This is a genomic window from Anaeropeptidivorans aminofermentans (genome assembly GCF_940670685.1).
Taxonomy (GTDB): domain Bacteria; phylum Bacillota; class Clostridia; order Lachnospirales; family UBA5962; genus Anaeropeptidivorans; species Anaeropeptidivorans aminofermentans.
In genome coordinates this window covers 1,900,731-1,920,009 of the sequence record NZ_OW711693.1, presented here as the reverse complement: position 1 = coordinate 1,920,009, position 19,279 = coordinate 1,900,731, and the positions used below count along the sequence as shown (strand labels likewise).

General features: G+C 35.3%; 14 protein-coding genes. 13 read left to right on the top strand and 1 reads right to left on the bottom strand.

The window, feature by feature from the left end; all coding sequences use genetic code 11:
• Positions 1 to 9: 9 nt before the first annotated feature.
• From ffh to NBX03_RS07950, 6 genes are all read left to right on the top strand, one after another.
• On the top strand, positions 10 to 1,344 hold the full coding sequence (gene ffh / locus NBX03_RS07975; RefSeq protein WP_250227259.1) for a signal recognition particle protein: 1,335 nt from the start codon (positions 10 to 12) through the stop codon (positions 1,342 to 1,344).
• Positions 1,345 to 1,442: 98 nt separating this feature from the next.
• Complete coding sequence (rpsP, locus tag NBX03_RS07970; RefSeq protein ID WP_250227258.1) at positions 1,443 to 1,685, top strand: 30S ribosomal protein S16; 243 nt, start codon at positions 1,443 to 1,445, stop codon at positions 1,683 to 1,685.
• 26 nt (positions 1,686 to 1,711) lie between these two features.
• Positions 1,712 to 1,942, top strand: a complete 231-nt coding sequence (locus NBX03_RS07965; RefSeq protein WP_250227257.1) for a KH domain-containing protein — start codon at positions 1,712 to 1,714, stop codon at positions 1,940 to 1,942.
• 58 nt (positions 1,943 to 2,000) lie between these two features.
• Positions 2,001 to 2,507 carry a ribosome maturation factor RimM gene (gene rimM, locus NBX03_RS07960; protein WP_250227256.1) on the top strand — a complete coding sequence of 169 codons (507 nt, stop codon included), beginning with the start codon at positions 2,001 to 2,003 and terminating at the stop codon, positions 2,505 to 2,507.
• On the top strand, positions 2,507 to 3,184 hold the full coding sequence (gene trmD / locus NBX03_RS07955; protein ID WP_250227255.1) for a tRNA (guanosine(37)-N1)-methyltransferase TrmD: 678 nt from the start codon (positions 2,507 to 2,509) through the stop codon (positions 3,182 to 3,184). Before rimM ends, trmD begins: the two co-directional genes overlap by 1 nt.
• A 615-nt stretch (positions 3,185 to 3,799) precedes the next feature.
• A complete protein-coding gene (locus NBX03_RS07950; RefSeq protein WP_250227254.1) occupies positions 3,800 to 5,251 on the top strand; it encodes an aminoacyl-histidine dipeptidase in 1,452 nt (483 codons plus the stop codon).
• A gap of 315 nt (positions 5,252 to 5,566) precedes the next feature.
• On the opposite strand, the gene ltaE is transcribed toward NBX03_RS07950, so the two are convergent.
• Positions 5,567 to 6,601, bottom strand: a complete 1,035-nt coding sequence (gene ltaE / locus NBX03_RS07945; protein WP_250227253.1) for a low-specificity L-threonine aldolase — start codon at positions 6,599 to 6,601, stop codon at positions 5,567 to 5,569.
• Between the two features lie 415 nt (positions 6,602 to 7,016).
• On the opposite strand from ltaE, the gene NBX03_RS07940 reads away from it, so the two are divergent.
• The 7 genes from NBX03_RS07940 to NBX03_RS07910 all read left to right on the top strand — a co-directional run bounded on the left by NBX03_RS07940 (position 7,017) and on the right by NBX03_RS07910 (position 19,148).
• A complete protein-coding gene (locus tag NBX03_RS07940; RefSeq protein WP_250227252.1) occupies positions 7,017 to 8,183 on the top strand; it encodes a hypothetical protein in 1,167 nt (388 codons plus the stop codon).
• A gap of 11 nt (positions 8,184 to 8,194) precedes the next feature.
• The gene (locus NBX03_RS07935) at positions 8,195 to 9,397 is read left to right on the top strand and encodes a DUF5717 family protein (protein WP_250227251.1); all 1,203 of its coding nucleotides are present in this window, start codon (positions 8,195 to 8,197) and stop codon (positions 9,395 to 9,397) included.
• Between the two features lies 1 nt (position 9,398).
• A complete protein-coding gene (locus NBX03_RS07930) occupies positions 9,399 to 12,077 on the top strand; it encodes a DUF5717 family protein (protein WP_250227250.1) in 2,679 nt (892 codons plus the stop codon).
• 150 nt (positions 12,078 to 12,227) lie between these two features.
• The gene (locus tag NBX03_RS07925) at positions 12,228 to 13,904 is read left to right on the top strand and encodes an Hsp70 family protein (protein ID WP_250227249.1); all 1,677 of its coding nucleotides are present in this window, start codon (positions 12,228 to 12,230) and stop codon (positions 13,902 to 13,904) included.
• Positions 13,905 to 14,042: 138 nt separating this feature from the next.
• Positions 14,043 to 15,911, top strand: a complete 1,869-nt coding sequence (grpE, locus tag NBX03_RS07920) for a nucleotide exchange factor GrpE (RefSeq protein WP_250227248.1) — start codon at positions 14,043 to 14,045, stop codon at positions 15,909 to 15,911.
• A 19-nt stretch (positions 15,912 to 15,930) separates the two neighbouring features.
• Positions 15,931 to 17,508: a DUF5716 family protein gene (locus tag NBX03_RS07915; protein WP_250227247.1), complete on the top strand. Its 1,578-nt coding sequence runs from the start codon at positions 15,931 to 15,933 to the stop codon at positions 17,506 to 17,508.
• A gap of 5 nt (positions 17,509 to 17,513) precedes the next feature.
• The gene (locus NBX03_RS07910) at positions 17,514 to 19,148 is read left to right on the top strand and encodes an Hsp70 family protein (RefSeq protein ID WP_250227246.1); all 1,635 of its coding nucleotides are present in this window, start codon (positions 17,514 to 17,516) and stop codon (positions 19,146 to 19,148) included.
• Positions 19,149 to 19,279: the final 131 nt, after the last annotated feature.

Below are 19,279 nucleotides of genomic sequence, written 5' to 3'. Positions count from 1 at the left end.
AGGTGCTTTATGGCCTTTGAAAATTTGTCTCAGAAGCTTCAGGAAGCCTTTAAACAGCTTAAAGGTAAAGGCAAGCTTACGGAAAAAGACGTTAAAAATGCCCTTAGAGAGGTAAGGCTTGCTCTTTTAGAGGCAGACGTTAACTTTAAAATTGTAAAAGAATTTATAAACAATGTTACTGAAAAGGCCATAGGTGAAGACGTTCTTTCAAGCCTTACCCCCGGCCAGCAAGTAATAAAGATAGTTAACGATGAACTTATAGAGCTTATGGGTACGACTCAGAGTAAGCTTACTTATTCCAACAAGCCTCCTACAGTCTATATGATGGTAGGGCTTCAGGGTTCAGGTAAGACCACATCCAGCGGAAAGCTCGCAGGTATGCTTAAAAAGCAGGGGAGAAATCCTCTTCTTGTGGCCTGTGATATTTATAGGCCCGCTGCCATAAAACAGCTTGAGGTAGTGGGAAACAGTTATTCTGTTCCTGTATTTTCCATGGGTCAGAACAATCCTGTAGACATAGCAAAAGCGGCTTTATCCCATGCCAAGGATAAAGGCAATGACGTAATCATCATAGATACTGCCGGAAGGCTCCATATTGATGAAGAGCTTATGAATGAGCTTAAAAATATCAGAAGCGAAATACGCCCTCAGGAAATTCTTTTGGTTGTAGACTCTATGACAGGTCAGGACGCTGTTAACGTAGCCGAAAGTTTTAATGAACAGCTTGGTATAGACGGTATCATTATTACAAAGCTTGACGGCGATGCCAGAGGCGGAGCGGCCCTTTCCGTAAGAGCCGTTACAAAAAAGCCTGTTAAATTCGTTGGTATGGGTGAAAAACCTGAAGATTTGGAACCTTTCTACCCAGACAGAATGGCTTCAAGAATCCTCGGAATGGGCGACGTTCTTTCTCTGATAGAAAAGGCCCAATCGGCTTTTGATGAAAAAGAGGCTCTGGAGCTTGAAAAGAAAATGCGCTCTCAGGAATTTAACCTTGAAGATTTCCTTGACCAAATGCGCCAGATTAAGAAAATGGGCCCATTAAAAAACATCATGGGAATGATTCCCGGCCTAAGCCAGATGAATATAGATGATTCCCAGGTAAACGAAAAAGCCCTTGTTCATGTGGAAGCCATCATTCTTTCCATGACTCCTAAGGAAAGGCAAAATCCTTCCGTATTAAACGGTTCTCGTAAAAAGAGGATTGCCCAAGGCTCCGGCCGCTCTATTCAGGAGGTCAATAGTCTCTTAAAACGATTTGAAGAAATGAAAAAAATGATGAAACAAATAAATGATATGTCAAAAGGCAAAAAAGGCAAGTTTAATCTTCCTTTTTTAAGATAAATTTTACTTAGGCACGATATATCAAAATAAAGATATAATCTTCATTTTGATATATAAGCCACAGCCTTATTTTTTAAAAATACGAGGAGGTGAAAAAAATGGCCGTAAAAATCAGATTAAAAAGAATGGGCGCTAAAAAAGCTCCTTTTTATAGAATAGTAGTTGCCGATTCAAGATCCCCAAGAGATGGCAAGAGCATTGCTGAAATAGGTTATTATGATCCTACAAAGGATCCTATTGATCTTAAAGTAGATATTGAGGCTGCTAAAAAGTGGGTTGAAAACGGCGCTCAACCTTCAGATACAGTAAGAGCGTTGCTTAAAAAAGCCGGCGCGCTGTAAGAAGAGCTTTAGCGGAGGCGAATTTTATGAAAGAATTATTAGAAGTTATTTCTAAAAATTTGGTAGACAATCCTGATGCCGTTACCGTTACAGAAATACCCGGAGACAAGGCTACAGTGCTTGAGCTTAGAGTTGCTCCTGAGGATATGGGTAAGGTCATAGGAAAACACGGAAGGATTGCCAAAGCTATACGTACAGTTATAAAAGCAGGCGCAGTCAACAGTGAAAAAAAGGTAGTTGTAGAAATTGTTCAATAATTAATTCCGGCTTGCTTACTTACAAGCCGGAATTTTTAATAATTTTCCGGAGGAAAGAATGTCATTTTTTGAAATAGGAAAAATAGTAAATGCTCATGGCATCAAAGGCGAAGTAAAGATTTTTCCCATAAGCGACGACCCTGAAAAGTTTGAAAAATTGAAGAGTCTCTATATTTCTTCTTCATCGGAAGAAAAGGAATATTTTATAGAAGGCCATAAATATCATAAGCAATTTATAATTTTAAAGCTCAAGGGAATAGACGATATGAATGCTGCCTTAGGGCTTAAAGGAAATCTTATTAAAGTTCCGAGGGATAAAGGCGTAAAGCTCAATAAGGACGAATACTACATTAGAGATATATATGATATTTCTGTATATGACGAAGAAGAACACTTTCTTGGAACAGTAACCGATATTTTGTTCACAGGGGCAAACGACGTATATGAAATAACCAAAGAAGGGGAGAAGCCTTTTCTCATCCCTGCTATAAAGCAATGTATCTTAAATGTTGACATAGAAAATAATAAAATGACAGTAAAGCTTTTGGAAGGGCTGAAAGACTGATGAATTTTTATGTTCTTACGTTATTCCCCGAAGCTATTGCCGGCGGGCTTAACCACAGCATTATAAAAAGAGCCATATCAAATAATATCATAAGCATTAATTGTGTGGATATCAGGGATTTTTCAGGAGATAAGCATAACAGAGTCGATGATTATCCTTACGGCGGAGGCGCCGGAATGGTTATCCGGGCGGCTCCCGTTTATGATGCCTATAATGCCATAAAAAAGAAGGTTTCAGAAGGGACAAGGCTTGTCTATATGACTCCCCAGGGAAAGCCTTTTAACCAGAAAACAGCAGAAGAATTTTCAAAAGAAAAAGATATTATTATTTTATGCGGCCATTATGAGGGCATAGATGAAAGAGTGATAGAAACTATAGTTACAGACGAAATATCCATGGGAGACTTTGTCTTATCCGGCGGTGAAATCCCTGCCATGGCTTTTATAGACTCTGTTTCGAGGCTTATTCCAGGGGTATTAGGCAAGGAAGAATCCTTCATAAATGAAAGCTTTTCCGATAATCTTCTTGAACACCCTCAATATACCAGACCGAGGGTTTTTATGGATAAGCCGGTTCCAGAGGTACTTCTTTCAGGAAACCATAAAGAAATTGAAAAATGGAGACATGAACAATCTCTTAGAAGAACAAAGGAAAAAAGGCCTGATCTGCTTAAATAAAAGCCTGAATTGAATATGCTTTTCGCTAAAACCAATGTTTATGATAATGTTGGTTTTTTCTAATATTTATGGTAAAATATGCATATTAAATAAATGGCATATATAGTAAATTTCACAGAAGGATGCAATAAAAATCTATTTTTTATAAACGGCTTAAACATATAGAATCCCTATGCTTAAGCCATTCAAAATACACGATTTTTATTACGGTTTAATTTGAAATTTACTATAAGCTGTAAAATAAAAGATATTTTATCCTAGGCAGTGTCTGAAAATAGTCAAACCGCTAAGAATAATAAATAAACTAAAGTTTATTTATTATTCTACAGCAGAAATACATTTTTCAGTTTTAAAGCTGAAAAAGTATTGTTTGCAAGAAAATGTGAATTTGAAGAAAAGAATACAAAGACAGCAAGCTCTACACTTTTAGTGCATAGCATTTACGGTTTGCATAGGTGAAAATCTGCATGGCCTGTTTTTTAGTATTTTTGACAAAGAAATAACGCTTTTATGGCAAAATTGACTTTTTCAGACATGGCCCCTTTTATCGTTAACAAAGATGTATTTATTGTTATTGATGATAAAGTAAAATAAGTTTAGTCAGGAGATGAGCAAATGTATATACTTGATAATTTAGAGCCTAAAAATGTATTTCGTTTTTTTGAAGAGCTTAGCCGTATCCCCAGGGGTTCAGGCGATGAAAAGGCAGCAAGCGACTACATTGTAAACTTTGCGAAGGAAAGAGGTCTTGAAGTTTATCAGGATAAGGCCTTAAATGTAATAATCAAAAAGCCCGCAACCGCAGGATATGAAAATTCTCCCGGAGTTATTATTCAGGGGCATATCGACATGGTAAATGAAAAAAATCAAGATGTAGACCATGATTTCTCCAAGGATCCTATAAAGCTCGTTGTTGACGGCGATTTTATCAAAGCTTTCGGAACTACTTTAGGGGCTGATAACGGTGTTGCTGTTGCCCTTGCCATGGCTATCCTTGACAGCAGTGAATTAAAGCATCCGGCCATTGAAGTAATGCTTACAACAGACGAAGAAGTAGGTATGGGCGGTGCCAGAGAAATCGATTGCAGCAATATTAAGGGGAAAAGATTCATCAATCTTGACTGCGGACCGGAAGGCTATTTCTTTGCCGGCTGCGCCGGAGGCTTAATGCAGGTTATTCGTATTAAGGCTGAAAGAACAAATATCCCGCAAGGTTTTGAAACCTTCGCTCTTAAAGTAAGAGGCCTTAAAGGTGGTCATTCAGGAGCTTGTATCCATAAAGAACTTGCAAACTCCAATAAGCTTTTAGGCAGATTATTAGACCAGATAAACAGCAGATTTGATACTTTTCTATCCAGAGTATCCGGCGGTTTAAAAGATAACGCAATCCCAAGGGAAGCCGATGCATTAATAAATATTAAAGAATCCGACACTGAAAAGGTAATTGAGCTTGTTTCTAAAATAGAAAATGAGCTTAAGCAGGAATATAGAAATACAGAACCTGATTTAAGAATTACATTAGAAAAAACAGCTGTAGCTTCCGAAGCCTTCACAAAAGATTGCACAGGTAAAGTAATCAAAGCTTTAATGCTGATTCCTTATGGGGTTGTAGCAAAAAGCCTTGATATTGAAGGCCTTACCGAAACATCAACTAATTTAGGTGTTGTTGAAACTACAGATGAGGAAATTAAATTTAATTCTGCCACAAGAAGCTCCGTAGGAACAAGAAAAGCATATATGAAGGACCAGTTTAAGGCCTTGGCAGAGCTTTTGGGAGCAGAGCTTGATTATATAAACGAATATCCGGCATGGGAATTTAATCCTGAATCTCAGTTAAGAGACATATGCGTATCCACATATGAAGAAATGTTTGGAAAGAAACCCAGTGTTACAGCAACTCACGGCGGTCTTGAATGCGGAATCCTTTCCGAGAAGCTCCCGGGTGTTGATATTGTAGCTTTTGGCCCCGATGCAGAAGGCGCTCATACTCCTGATGAAAAATTAAGTATAGCCTCTATGGAAAGAACATGGAGATTTCTTATTAAGCTTCTTGAAAACTTAAAGTAATAGTTTTAAAAATAAAAGCCCGAACATTCGGGCTTTTATTTTTAGTAAACTCCTATTAAAAGAGTAAGAAAAACCTATTTACTATAGAGTTACAGAAAACATATTAAACTTATAACCAAAAATAGTTTTTAAGTTTAATAACTATAGGCAGTATATAGTAAATTTAAATCTAAACAGTAGCAAGGCCGTATATTTACCCAGGCTCAAAAATATACCGTTTCGAAGGAAATCCGTGTTTTTGAGCCTACTAGGAATAGGCTTTTGCTGCTTCTTCATAATAAATTTACTATAGTTTAATGCCTGGTAATCCAAATTTTACTTTAATATTTTATTTACGCTTTCTATTACATAAAGCACGTCTTCTTTTTCAATATGACGGTTTGTAACCATACGTATTCTTGTTGCGTTCTTTCTGTCGCATAAAATATTAAATTCGTTCTTAAGTCTTTCTGAAAGCTCACAGGCATCTATATTTCCCGCAACATCAAAAAATACAATATTGGTTTTCACATTATCCATATTGATGCTGATATTAGGGTTTTTATTAAGCTCTTCTGCAAGTATGCGAGCGTTTTTGTGGTCTTCTGAAAGCCTTTCGGTCATTTGTTCAAGGGATACGATTCCTGCTGCCGCAAGCACTCCTGATTGCCTTAAACCGCCCCCAAGAAGCTTTCTTACTCTTAGGGCTTCATGAATAAATTCCTTTGTTCCGCAAAGCATAGAACCTACCGGAGCAGAAAGGCCTTTGGAAAGGCAGAACATTACGGAATCTACATATTGAACTATTTCTTTAACATCTATATTAAGATAAGCCGCCGCATTAAATACCCTTGCGCCGTCCATATGAACTTTTATATTTTTTTCGTCGGCGATTGCTCTTATTTCTTTAAGATATTCCATAGGATAAACGGTACCGCCACCGGCATTATGGGTATTTTCAAGGCATATAAGCTTTGTTTTTGGAAAATGAATATTTTCCTCTCTGAAAGCAGCCTTTATTTGTTCAGGGCTCATAATACCTGCTTCGCCTTTTATGATTTTTGGCATTAATCCGGCAACTCTTGCGATTCCTCCGCCTTCATAAAGAACAATATGAGAGTTTTCTTCCACAATAACTTCTTCTCCTGCGCTGCAATGGCTCATCAAAGCCGCAAGATTTCCCATTGTTCCGCTGGGCATGAATAAAGCTGCTTCTTTTCCCGTTATGTTTGCGGCAAGCACCTGAAGCTTATGTATCGTTGGATCGGCATTGGAAACATCATCGCCTACTTCAGCTTCAAACATTGCCTTTCTCATTTCATCGGTAGGAAGGGTGGTAGTGTCACTCATTAAATTGATTGTTTTATTCATAAAGCACCTCCGCTTATTTTATAATCTAATTATACAATAAGATTCAAATAATTAAAATATAAACCCATAAAACACTCTAACTTTAATAAAGATTAAAACTTATATCATTTTCCAAACGTATTTAATATAAATTATACATTTTGTACCTTCTTCTTATAAAAATACGCAAACATGGTGATTATTTAATAAAAATCTGATATAATTATCATTAAAATATGTTCGGATTTATTGTTAAATATAACAGGGAAAGGGTGTTAATTTGTTTGACTTAAATTCATTAATAGAGCAAGTATTAAATATCAATGACGATATTGCCAGATATTCATTAATAGGAATTCTTTCTTTAGGGATCTTTTGTATTATATTTCGCATTTTAATATGTTTTAGTTATAAAGCTCAAAGCGCCATATTCAAAATGAGCGCCAAGGAAGTTCATAATATAGTAGACCTAAAGCCTTATAAATATAATCTTCTTAATAAAATAGTCAAGGATTTTAGAGCAATAGGTGAAAAAGGAATAAGCAATATAGATACAGGCTCCATTGTAAAAAGGCACCTTTTAAGTATCCGGTTTTTAGGAATAAATATGGAAAGCCTCAGCGGATTTATAAAGGGGTTAGAAACAGGATTCCTTTTTATAGGTCTTATTCTTGCGGTTATATTTGATTATCCTGCGGTATTTGGCACAGCAGCTATTTCCTTTTTTATTATTTTTAATATTTTTTCAGTTATTTTTAATTTTGATATTATTCGGGAAAATCTTGCTTACGATATTGAAAGTTATGTAAACAGGGAAATAGGTCAATACTATATAGGGGATTTTACATCAGCCATTCAAAGGCTTAAAGTAGAGCTTGTTGTGGCAATTGCCAACCAGGCAAATGTTTTTTCAGACTCTGTCAAAAACATAAGCGCTGAGCTGAATAAAGGCATAGGAGAAGGCATGCTAAAGATTGCCGATTCAGTAAATCTTACGATGGAAAGCCTTTCCAAATTCAGCTCTTATCTTGACGAACCTTTAAGCAAGTGGAAAAACGCCGTAGAAAATGCCTATGAATCTCAAAAAGAACTTAATTTAGAAACAAAGTCCCTAAAAGACACCCTTTCGTCTTTTGAAAATGTTTCAAATAAGCTTATAAACTCTGTAGAAGCATTAAGCAAATCCAGTGAGGCCCAAAGCAGTAAAATTTCTGAACAGATTCATGCCCTTATAAATTCCTCTGAAAATATTGATAAAAAGTATGAAGAACTTTCTGCTTTAAGCTTATCAGTAAAAGAAGAACTTTCTTATCTTACAGAAAATCAGAAGATTTTAAAAACAAGCCTTGAAAGCTATGAAGAAGGCCTTAAATCCATAACAGTAGAGCTTGGAGAGGCTTTGGGAAGCATTATAAGCCATCATGTAGATACCTCTTATTATGAACTTAATGAGGATTTAAAAGACAATATCAAAATGATAACCATGACCAATGCCCAAGTGATAGACCATATAGATAAAGCCTTTGAAGAGCTTCAAGAGCAAAGCAAAGCCTATATTCAGACCTTAGCCATAATTAAAGATGAAATACTAAAAATCAAATAAAGGCGGATAGTATGGATTTTAAAGAGCAGTTTGAAGGACCGTTGCCAATTATTAATAAAGACACGAAAAAGATTTATATTGAAACTTCTAACAGCTGCGAAGGAAGCATTATTATAAAAAACAGCGGTGGCGGAACAATAGCCGGCAGGATTATGTCCAACAGCCGGTTTATAAGCTTTGAGCCGGAAGAATTTAACGGAAATAACTCAAAAATAATGTTTTATATCAATTTAAATACATATGGCTCCAAATATGCTAACGAAGTTAAAATAGCCCCGAATATAAATTCCGAAGAAATACTGAAATCAACCGCCGTTATTATGTCAAACGGCGGCGAGCATAAAATTGAATTTACCATAAAGGTAGTTCCTTGTTCTATTGAAACAGAGGAAAAAATAAGTATTTCTTCTTTAAAGGATTTTTATGGTTATTTCAGGAAATATCCTTCAAAAGCTGAGGCCTTATTTTATAAAAGAGAATTTATGTCATGGCTTAAAGCCATAGGATATGAAAATATGGACTTATATGAAAAGTTCCTGCTTGATACAAATAAGGAAAGGGCTTTGGATAATTTTTTAATTGCCAATAAACTGAAGCACAGAGCCTCCGTAGATTTTGAAAACAGGCTTATTTCTGTTATTGTCCCTGCTTTTAATGACGATATATATACAGGGCTCATTAAGCTAAAAAAGACAGGATCTGGCTATATTGAAGAAGAAATTAAAAATATATCCCCGTGGTTTTCTCTCGGCAAAAAGACTGTTCTTTCATCAGATTTTGACAATGAAGGCACGGCATATATAAATTATGCCATAGACCCTTTGAAATTCAGCAGAAAAGTCAATTTTGATAAGGTGTTTCTGTCGGACAAAGTTCTTGAGGTGAAGGCCGTTAAGCTTAGCTTTATAGATGCCCAATTGGAAAGAACATACCTTTCTTTTAAGGATAGTTCAAATATTTTAATTATAAATAATGCAAATGAGAAGCTTACTGTAGATATAACCCCTAAAGACAGCTTTATTAAGCTTGAAGGAAAGAGATATTATATAAACGAAACAGCTCTTATTCCTTTTACTATAGATATCCCAAAGCTTTTGCAGGCCCAGTTAAGCCTTAAAAAGCAGCCTACGCTGGAAAGTTCGTTATATATAGAGTCCGTATATAAAAAAAGACAATTTTCCAAGCTTCTGAAATTAACCATAGGTGGTTTTTAAGATGAAAACGATTGAAAAAAAAATAATAGGTATGGAAGAGCTGCTTCTTAAAAAGCCCAATTATAAAAATGCCATAGCTACTTCCTTAAGATATTACAGCAGTTATTTACTGGGAAATATTTCCTTTTTGTCTAAGGCATTAAGAGCAGTAGCATCAGCTCTTGCAACAAATCCCTCATCAGTACATCTTTTTTTACTTGATATATTTTATAATATCGAGATTAATAATCTTGATACTGCTGAAGAAACTTTAAATTCTTTTAAATCTTATAGAACATATTATAAAAACAGCGGCAGCGACATTTATGGAATATATATATACCTTAACTCACTTCTGCTGATAAAGCAGGGCAAAACTAAAAAAGCTCAAAAGACTATGAAACAGCTTAAGGAGCTTGGAAATAAAGGATATATATATGATTTGCTTATGGGAGACTTGTATTTAAGGCTTGAACTTTTTGATGAAGCCATGGAGTTTCTTGGGCTTTCCTATACAAAAGGCGGCCGTTCTTTTTTCATGTATTATGCTTTGCACAATATGTCCAAAGAAGGTACTTTATTTAAAAATGAGCTTCTTTTTAACAATTATCTTAAATGGGCTTTATCCCAAGGGATACTTAAGGATTATGTTATTGAAGACAACCGATTAATAGCTGTAAAAGAAATTAAAAAGGATTTATCCTTATATAAAGAAATATATAATTTATTTAATATTGATTGGCTCCTTATAGAAATTTGTAAATGCCATATAGAAAATTCCGACTTTTCTTACGATGCTTATCTGTTTTATAAAAAGGCTGAATCAAAACAGCTTTCTTTTAAAGGCCTTTCAAAGGCCCTCGTGAAGGCTTCCGCATTGAACGATGAAGAAGACATAAGCCTCTATATTATGAGCGACCTGATAGAAAATTATTTAATAGACACGGATATTCTTCCTTATGTTTACCATCAGCTGATTACGAAAAAGAAATTCAGCTTTCTTATAAATGAATATAAGCTTAATATGGAAATTATCCGCTTCGCCCTAAACAATATAAAAACAAATAAAAGCAGATATTATTTAAGCATATATCATTACTGTTTAGACAGCATAAGAAACCGTTATAAAGATATTGCCAAAGAAACAGAAACCATTTTATATGAAAATCTTTTTCTTTATGAAGGCAAGTTTGAAGACCTTTCAGAAGGTTTTGTTTGGGTATCTGAAAAAGAAATTTCTTATATGGATATATATAAAATCGAAAACGGCAAATGCATGATAAAATCTCCTACAGGTAATTTCAAATACATTGTTATGGATAGCAGCAACAAAAAAATTATAAATTACAAGGCCACTTTCAAAAGGCAATTGGAAACCGCCGGTCCCAAGCTTTATACGGACTTTCTTTCAAGAGGCTATGAAGACCTTAATATATATCTTGCGCTTTCGGATTATTATATCAATCTTGAAAAAACCAACGAGGATTATTCTTTAATATTAAATAAAACCTTAAGCTTTCCCGAGCTATCGCCTGTATTTAGAATGCAGGTAAGCGCTGCTTTAGGAAATCTTCTTTTTCTAAAAAATGATTACGATGCTGCTTTACAGTATTTCAAAGATATAGATGAAAATTATATCAGCGAAAAGCATATGGAAAGTATGCTGAATGTTTTTATAAACGCCGGGGACTATACCAATGCCATCAGAATCATCAATAAAAAAAGAGAATTTATTTCCGACAGGGCATTATTTATTGCCCTTAAAGAAATATCCAAGAAGGAAAATTTAAGGCAGTTCGTAGCAAATCCAGCTTATGAGCTTTTAATGAATAATTATTATGACAGAAATCTTTTGGATATTGTTCTTGATTATTATAGGGGAAGCCAGGAAGAATGGCTGCAATTAAGCAGTACGCTTTTAAGCCTTTCTGCAGATAATAGAAGGCTTGATGAAATTATCCTTGAAAACAGTATATGGATGCATGACTTTTCTCCTGATTCTCAAGAAGTTTTTATTAGAATGTATAAGTTGGATAAAGAAAATGAGCTGGTTAAAAAATATATTTATTTTGCCTGTTATGAGATGCTTATAAATCTAGTAAAACCTGAATATGAGACCCTTTCTATCCTTGAAAAAGTAGAGATGGAAGCAGAGGATAGCCTTCTTTCCTACAGCCTTTCAAGAATCTACCTCCATTTTGGAATGAGAAGTTTCCATTCTGAAGAAATAATGAAAAGAGCAATGGAATATATGGAGTTTGACAACATAATTATTCCGGAGTTTAAAAACATAAAAGACAAAACCTTAAGAAATGCGTATATTGAAAAGAATCAACCCTTTATTTATAAATGCTCGTCTAATAAGAAGGTCTTTTTATATTATAAGCTGGAAGAGGACAGTGAATATAAGTCTATAGAAATGGATTATAAAATATTTGGGATATTTTCTACTGTTTTGCCCTTGTTTTATAACGAAAAAATTTCTTTTTATTTCAGTGAACAAATTTCCACAGGCAGTATAGACACGAAAGAAGAGCATTTTATAAATAATAGGGCAGGCATTAAAGAAAATACAAGTGATACTTATTTTTTGATTAATAATGCCATTATTTATGATCAGATGTTTAAATATGACGAAGCGGAAAAGATCATAAACGATCTTTTAAGTGAAAAGCAATCTATTATCGGAAATATAATCTGATATAAAAGTTTAAAGAGTCATGAATGCAAACTTATTCGTAACAATGACGTGGAAGCTGTCCGTACTTGTATGCAGTCCATGAAAAAGTACAAGTGCTATATGAAAGGATTTACTTCAGATTAACAGTATTTTAAATTAGGAGGAGATTTTATGGCAACACTGGGTCTTGATCTTGAAAGAGGACTTTTTTTAGGTATTGACTTTGGAACAACAAATTCAGTAGTAAGCATATATAATTTCAAAGACGGCGAAGCGCAAACCATTCCTTTGGACGGAAGCAATATATTCCCTACAGCCGTTCAGTTTGAAACAGATCCGGACGACGAAACAAAGCTTTCAAAAATATTCGGCATTCAGGCAAAAGAAGCTGCCGTAATATATCCTATGAGTACAGTTTTGTCTATAAAAAGGCTTTTAGGCTCTGAAGAAAAAATAAATATCACTGTAGACGAAAAAGAATACAGCTTTTTGCCGGAGGAAATAGCCGGCGAAATCATAGGCTATTTAAAACTTAAGGCAGATGAATATGTTCAGGAGGAGCTTAATATTGCCGGTGAGTTTTCCGGCTGTGTAATTACGGTTCCCGCAAACTCTACCGATAAGCAAAAGCAGAAAACAAAGCAGGCGGCTATCCTTGCAGGCTTTGATGAGGAAAGCGTATATTTAAGGCTTGAGCCTGCTGCTGCCGCCATAAGCTATGCAATAAACGAAACAAATGATAAAAACGTATTGGTTTATGACTTCGGCGGAGGTACCTTTGACGCCTGCCTTCTCCAAGTTAAAATAGAAGAAGCAGGAGAGCCTGCCATATCCATATTAAGCACCTACGGAGATAATAATCTCGGCGGAAACGATATTGATAAAATAATCATGGATATGATTTATGAGGAATTTAAAAAGCTTACAAATAATGAAATCGACCTTTTCGATGAAAATGCCGATGATGGTGTATCAAAGCGTCAGAAAAAGGTTGCTCTTGTAAGATTGAATCAGGTTGCAACTCAGGCAAAAGAAAGGCTTTCACAGGCCGCAACTACCAAAATAGTTCTTGCGCCTTTGATTCAGGAGCCTAAAATAGTAAATATTAATATGGAAATATCAAGAGATGAGTTTTTAAATCATCAAAGAGTAAACCAATTGGGAGATACTGACGAGGTATTTGAAAAATTCTCCGGTAAAAACGTTCATGATATTTTAAATATGACATTAAAATGTGTAGACGATTGTATCAATGCGGCAGGATTCAGTTCTGAAAATGTTAATGAAATATTCCTTGTAGGCGGAAGCTCTTCTATAAGCGCAATAGGCGAAAAAATAAAGGAAAAGTTTAATAAGGAGCCTTATAAATCTAAAATAAGCCCTGCATTAAGCATATCCCAAGGAGCCGCCCATTACTGCAATATGATTATGATGCCTACGGTAAGAGGTCCTATTGTTCAGGAGAAGACTGTTCACCCCTTAGGTCTTGAAATAGCCGGCAGAAGATTTTTAGAAATAGTAAAAGCTGGTATCGATATACCCAAAGAAGGATTGGTGGTTGAGGCAGGGGAGCTTCTTACAACGAATTTTGACAATGTAACCAGTATGGCAATCGTTGTTTATGAAAATACCATTCCTTCTACCGACGATAAAACCCAATATGTAAACCAGGAAGGCATGAAAAGGCTTGCAGGTACTTCTTTAAGAGGAATACCCCAAGGGCCTAGAGGTCAGGAAAAGGTGCAAATTATATTTAATGTGTCTCAGGAAAATATGCTTAAGGTTACTGCTAAATCTACCAGTGCATCAGGAGTTGAAACAGAGCTTTCCGTAGATGAGCTTTACTAGGGGCGTGAAGTCAAAAGCCTTGCCTATTTGCCATAGAAACGTGGCTTCTTTATTAAAATACACGAATTCATGTTTCTTAGTAAAATATTCATTGGCTTGACTGTTCTGCCTATAAGAAATATTTAAGGGGTCATATAAATGCTTAAATCGCCGAAGCAGCGTAAAAAAAGAAATGTTCGCAGAAATGTCTATAAAGGTCAGTCGGAACACAGCATAAAAGTTATAAAATCCTATAATAAAATGTATAAAGCCTATTTGGAAATGTTTCAAGACTATGCCATAGGCTTTACAAACGAGGTCTTTATACAAAGCTTCAACAGCCTCTATATTTCGTCTTATCACAATTCAAATATATTTTTGTTTTTAAGCGCTTATGAGAAATCCTACGGCTATTTAATAAAAACTTACAGGGATATCATTCATATATATGAAAAGGTCGGGACAAATATTGAAGACGGGCATATAAGCTCTATTATGCAAGGCATGTCAGATGTATTGGCATCAAGATGCGATGATTATAAAGAAGAAAATTGTATCGCAGAAAATGCTATAAATCTAAATGCGTCTGAAATATTCAAATCCTATATTGCATCTTCCATGGATATCATAAAGCCTGTGTTTCCGGGGATTATTAAAAGCATCTATGCTTCTTTGGATAGAAGCATATGGGATATAGACAATGAAAATATAGAAATGAGCTTTGAAGAAATAGGCAAAAGGATTTTATTGGAATTCTCCGGGCCTGTTTACAAAATATACTGCGAAGGCATAGAGAAATCTCTTTCAGAAATTGATAAAAATTTATATTCCGACGATTTGGATAATAAGCTTAGCCTTATAAAGCAGGAATATGCCATATTATCCTCTATTATTAAAATTCAAATTCCTGAACTTGAGGCGTCTAAAGGCAATATAGAAGCCATTGAAAATATGCTTTCTCTTGCGAAAGAAGCTTATCAGCATTTGGGAAAATCCATTGAATACATGGAAAACAAGTATTCTTCAAGGCTTGATAAAAGGGATGAAGAGATATGCTTACCTTCTTTTGAAGATTTTAATGTGATTATTGCCGATTCTGTTCATTCTGATTATCAATTTGATAAACAGGTGCATTTAGAAAATATCAAAATGATAAAAGAAGAGCTTGAAACCGATATAAATGACGGAATACTTAGATATATAAGAATAATCGAAAAAGAAAACCAAGGAGAATGCCTTGAAGAATTGAAAGAAGAATTCGTAGATGAAAACAAATCCATTGCCGATTTTATGATATTAAGTTTTAATTCTCTTGCACCGTATTTTTCGGAAAATAAGGAAAGCCTTCTTTCCTGTGAGGAAATAAATATTATAGAAGGTATAAATGAGACTGTAAGCATTAAAACAGAAGGCATAAAGGAAGGCTTCGATTATTACCTGGAAAATATTAACAATATAGATACCTCTGAGAATGCTGTTTTAAATGATGATTTCATAAAAGAAATACGCGGGCTGGTTTTGGATTATTTAAAAAATAATCATAAAGGCTATATGGAACAGAACTATCAGGAAATAACAGCCCTTAACCGTTTTTTCTCGGAGACTACGAAGGAAAATTCCAGAGAAGCTTTATATAAATACAATAAATTACTTGAAGAAAAGAAAGATAAATTAATTTCTTTAAGCACAGGATTTAAAAGAGACACCCTTTTATTTGAAATGTCCACATTTGAAGAAATTTTAAATTACAGTGTCGAAAAACTTATGGAAAGCTCTGATAGAAACGTTCTCCAATACGGAAATTATGTAAAAAAGATATATTCAGACATTTTAAATAAATTTGTTAAATTTAATATCAGGCAGATAAATCCATCTTTGGGAGATTTATTTAATGCCAAAGAGCATGAGGTTTTAATGGCTAAAAAAGAAGAGGGCTTTGCCAAGGGCAGCATTATAAAGGTCCTTAACAGAGGCTATTCTCAAAACGGGCAGGTTTTATTAAGAGCAAATATTATAGCTGCAAAATAACTATAGGATCGTGATAGCAATGAGCTTGATTGGCTTAAAAAATATGTTCAAATCAAAAAACTTAGATGAAACCCAATTTATTCTGGGCATTGATTTAGGCGATTCAACATCTTCTATATGTTATTTTGATGTCAATAGAAAAATCCCTGAAATTATAGATATCAGCGGCGGATACGGAAAGGCTAATATGCCTACGGTCGTCCAATATATACCCCAAAGCAGAGAATGGGTTTTCGGAGAGTATGCTATTTTGAATAAAGGAATGGGAAACGACATTACTTTTTCTTCTCTTGTAAGTAAACTTGGGAAAAAGGAATATGTCGAAATTGACCATAAGCTGGAATCCGTTGTAAGCATATTAAGCCTGTATCTGAAAGAACTTATTAATAATTGTAAAAATATAAATCCTAAAGCTGAGATAGCAGGGATTGTTGTTTCTCTTCCAAGCTATATTTCAGACGACGGAAAAGAAGAGCTTTTAAGGTGCTTTTCTCTGATAGGTTATGATAGAAAAATACTTGATTTTGTTACGGACAGAGAATGTATTTTTGCCAATTATTATTTTGGCAAATCACCCGTAAAGGAGAATGTTTTAGTTCTTGATTACGGCAGCAGAGAGCTTAGAGGAAGCTTATACGAGGCCCTGCCCGATGGAAAGGCCGTAAACATTAATACGCTTTCTTATCTTTATGATAAAAATATAGGTTCGGCTAATTTTGAATCGAAAATAAATGAAATATTTATAGATATGTATTCGGAAAATACAAAAACACCAAAGGAATCCATTCCTTATCAAATATTAGAACAGATAAGCGTGTTTTCTTATCAGCATAAAGATATTATCTTTCAAAGAAGTATTTTCAATAAGGATGTGAAACTGTATTTTAATTTTGCCTATCCGCCTTTTCAATGCTCCTTTTCAAAAAAAGATTCGGAAGAATTCATCAATCCCTTTAAGGAAAGCCTAAAAGACTTTCTTAGTAATTTATTTAAAAATAATATTAAAAAAGAAGATACGCCTATTGATTTTGGGGATATTGATACTGTCATCTGTGCAGGCGGCGGCTTTGAAATGCTTTGGATAAAAGAAGCTATAAATGACTTTTTTCCCGACAGCCATATTATCAGGTTTAAAAATTCAAAAGCCTCCATTGCAGAAGGGGCGTCCATACTTGCCGCCTCTTATTTAGAGGCTTACGAAACTTTCGAGCTTAATATATCGGACGAGCTTCAGTTAAAAGAGGATATCGGAATTTTTATATTAAAAAATGAAAGCCGGAAGTTTATTCCTATAATCGAAAAGAATTGCTTCTGGTGGCAGGGAAATAAGGCCGTAAGAATTATTGTAAATGAGAAGACGGAAGAAGAACTTGAAATTGAGCTGTTCAGAAGAAACAGCGAAGGGAAAATTCTTACCCTTACCAATTTAAAAATAAAAGATGTGGCAAAAAGACCTAAGGGGGCTTTAAAGCTTGAGCTTAGTCTTTCTTTAGAAAACATCGGCCTTCTTAAGGCGAGGGTTATGGATTTGGGCTTTGGAGAATTTTTTCAGTCTACAGGCCTTAAAGAAGAATATTATATATCATTGCAGAGGTGAATTTATTGAGCTGGGAAGAGTATAAGCAAATTATAAGCGAAAAGGGAAAGCTTCCCGAGGATTATTATATATTAGGGATAGACCTTGGAACCACCAATTCCATCATAAGCTATTTTAATCCTATAAGCCAGAAACCAGATCCTATAGACATATCCAATGGATTTGGCAAAATTCCGCTTCCTTCTGTTGTACAGTACAGAAAAAACGAAGAGGGCGAAGGGGAATGGGTAATTGGTGAAGAAGCCTACCGCTCTATGAAAATTTATCCCGAAACCACCATCAGATCCATCAAGCGGAAAATGGGAACCGACGAAAAGATTAATATAGACGGCAGAGACTATCTTCCTGAGGAAATTTCCTCTTTTATATTAAAAGAGCTTGTAAAGCACTGTAAAGCCATGAATCCCAAAGCGGAAATCGCAGGCCTTGTAGTCTCTGTGCCATATGATTTTGACGATGGAGCTAAAAAAGCGACGATAAGGGCATGTGAACTTGCAGGCCTTAAGGATAAGCTTATTTGTCTTATCGAAGAGCCTAAAGCGGCGGCTCTTTCCTATAACTTCAGACATCAGATAAAGCTTGACGAAAAAATTATGGTATTCGACTTCGGCGGCGGAACCCTTGATATTACAATTTTCCACGTTTCCGAAAAAGACAGCGACCACATAAAGCTTCAGGTTGTTTCCGAAGGGGGCGAAGCCTACCACGGCGGCGACAATGTAGATGAAGCTATATTGGAAAAATGCTATGAATTCATTGAAAATGCCACAAAACAAAAAAAATCCGACATTGATATAGATAATCAGGTTGAGCTTATTTTAAGGGCAAGAGAAGCAAAGGAAAGGCTTTCAGGGGTTAAAAATTATAGAATCCCCTTTACATTCTGTATTCCGCCTTTTGTGGAGCAGTTAAGCCGTGAAAATTTTGAGAAACTTATAGAGCCTTTTATATCAAAGACAAGGAAGCTTGTTCTTAAGGCTCTTAGAGAGGCTTATAAGGGTACTTTGCTTCCTGAAGACATAGATAGGGTATTGCTTGAAGGCGGTTCCTGCCATATGCCCTGGGTAAGAGAAATGCTGAACGAAATATTTAATGACGAGGAAAAAATATATACCTCCGAGCGTCCTGCCCTTGATATATCCTTAGGCGCCTGTTATTATGCCGCAATGAAAATGGGCATATTATCCGATACGGAAATAGAAGCAGAAAAATATAATGTTGAATTTGAAGTAACGGTTCCTCATGATATTGGCCTTGAGGTTCAAAACGGCCCGAGAAAATCCTTCTTTACTATGATAAGAAGAGGAACATCCTATGCTCTTGCAAAAAAAAGCCATATATTTACGCTTTCAGGAGACAGCAGAGAGGATATGACAAGCTTTAATTTAAGGATCCTTGAGCGTATTAATAAAGAAGATAAGCATGAGGACTGCAAGCTTATAGGCGATGTAATTATGAGCGGCCTTCCTGAAAGGCCCAGCGGAAAAACAAGAATATCCATAACTTTAATGGTAGAAGAAGACGGCGGTCTTGTAAAAGGAATTGTTGAAGATTTGGGATATTCGGAAGAATATGCTCCTTCGGGATATAAAGAGCATTTTGACCCTGACCGTTTTTCACAAACTGTTTTAAAAGGATAATGTCAGTGTCTGAAAATACTCAAACTGATAGATATTTTGCAATGAAATGAATGGAAACGGAAAGAAGTCCGAACAGCCGAAGGCCGGATTTTATAAAGCAAAACTTCTGAGGAGAAAAACTTGATGATAAA

Coding starts and splice junctions, on each gene's coding strand:
- ffh (WP_250227259.1), top strand. CDS start 10: ATGGCCTTTGAAAATTTGTCTCAGAAGCTTCAGGAAGCCTTTAAACAG.
- rpsP (WP_250227258.1), top strand. CDS start 1,443: ATGGCCGTAAAAATCAGATTAAAAAGAATGGGCGCTAAAAAAGCTCCT.
- NBX03_RS07965 (WP_250227257.1), top strand. CDS start 1,712: ATGAAAGAATTATTAGAAGTTATTTCTAAAAATTTGGTAGACAATCCT.
- rimM (WP_250227256.1), top strand. CDS start 2,001: ATGTCATTTTTTGAAATAGGAAAAATAGTAAATGCTCATGGCATCAAA.
- trmD (WP_250227255.1), top strand. CDS start 2,507: ATGAATTTTTATGTTCTTACGTTATTCCCCGAAGCTATTGCCGGCGGG.
- NBX03_RS07950 (WP_250227254.1), top strand. CDS start 3,800: ATGTATATACTTGATAATTTAGAGCCTAAAAATGTATTTCGTTTTTTT.
- ltaE (WP_250227253.1), bottom strand. CDS start 6,601: ATGAATAAAACAATCAATTTAATGAGTGACACTACCACCCTTCCTACC.
- NBX03_RS07940 (WP_250227252.1), top strand. CDS start 7,017: ATGAGCGCCAAGGAAGTTCATAATATAGTAGACCTAAAGCCTTATAAA.
- NBX03_RS07935 (WP_250227251.1), top strand. CDS start 8,195: ATGGATTTTAAAGAGCAGTTTGAAGGACCGTTGCCAATTATTAATAAA.
- NBX03_RS07930 (WP_250227250.1), top strand. CDS start 9,399: ATGAAAACGATTGAAAAAAAAATAATAGGTATGGAAGAGCTGCTTCTT.
- NBX03_RS07925 (WP_250227249.1), top strand. CDS start 12,228: ATGGCAACACTGGGTCTTGATCTTGAAAGAGGACTTTTTTTAGGTATT.
- grpE (WP_250227248.1), top strand. CDS start 14,043: ATGCTTAAATCGCCGAAGCAGCGTAAAAAAAGAAATGTTCGCAGAAAT.
- NBX03_RS07915 (WP_250227247.1), top strand. CDS start 15,931: ATGAGCTTGATTGGCTTAAAAAATATGTTCAAATCAAAAAACTTAGAT.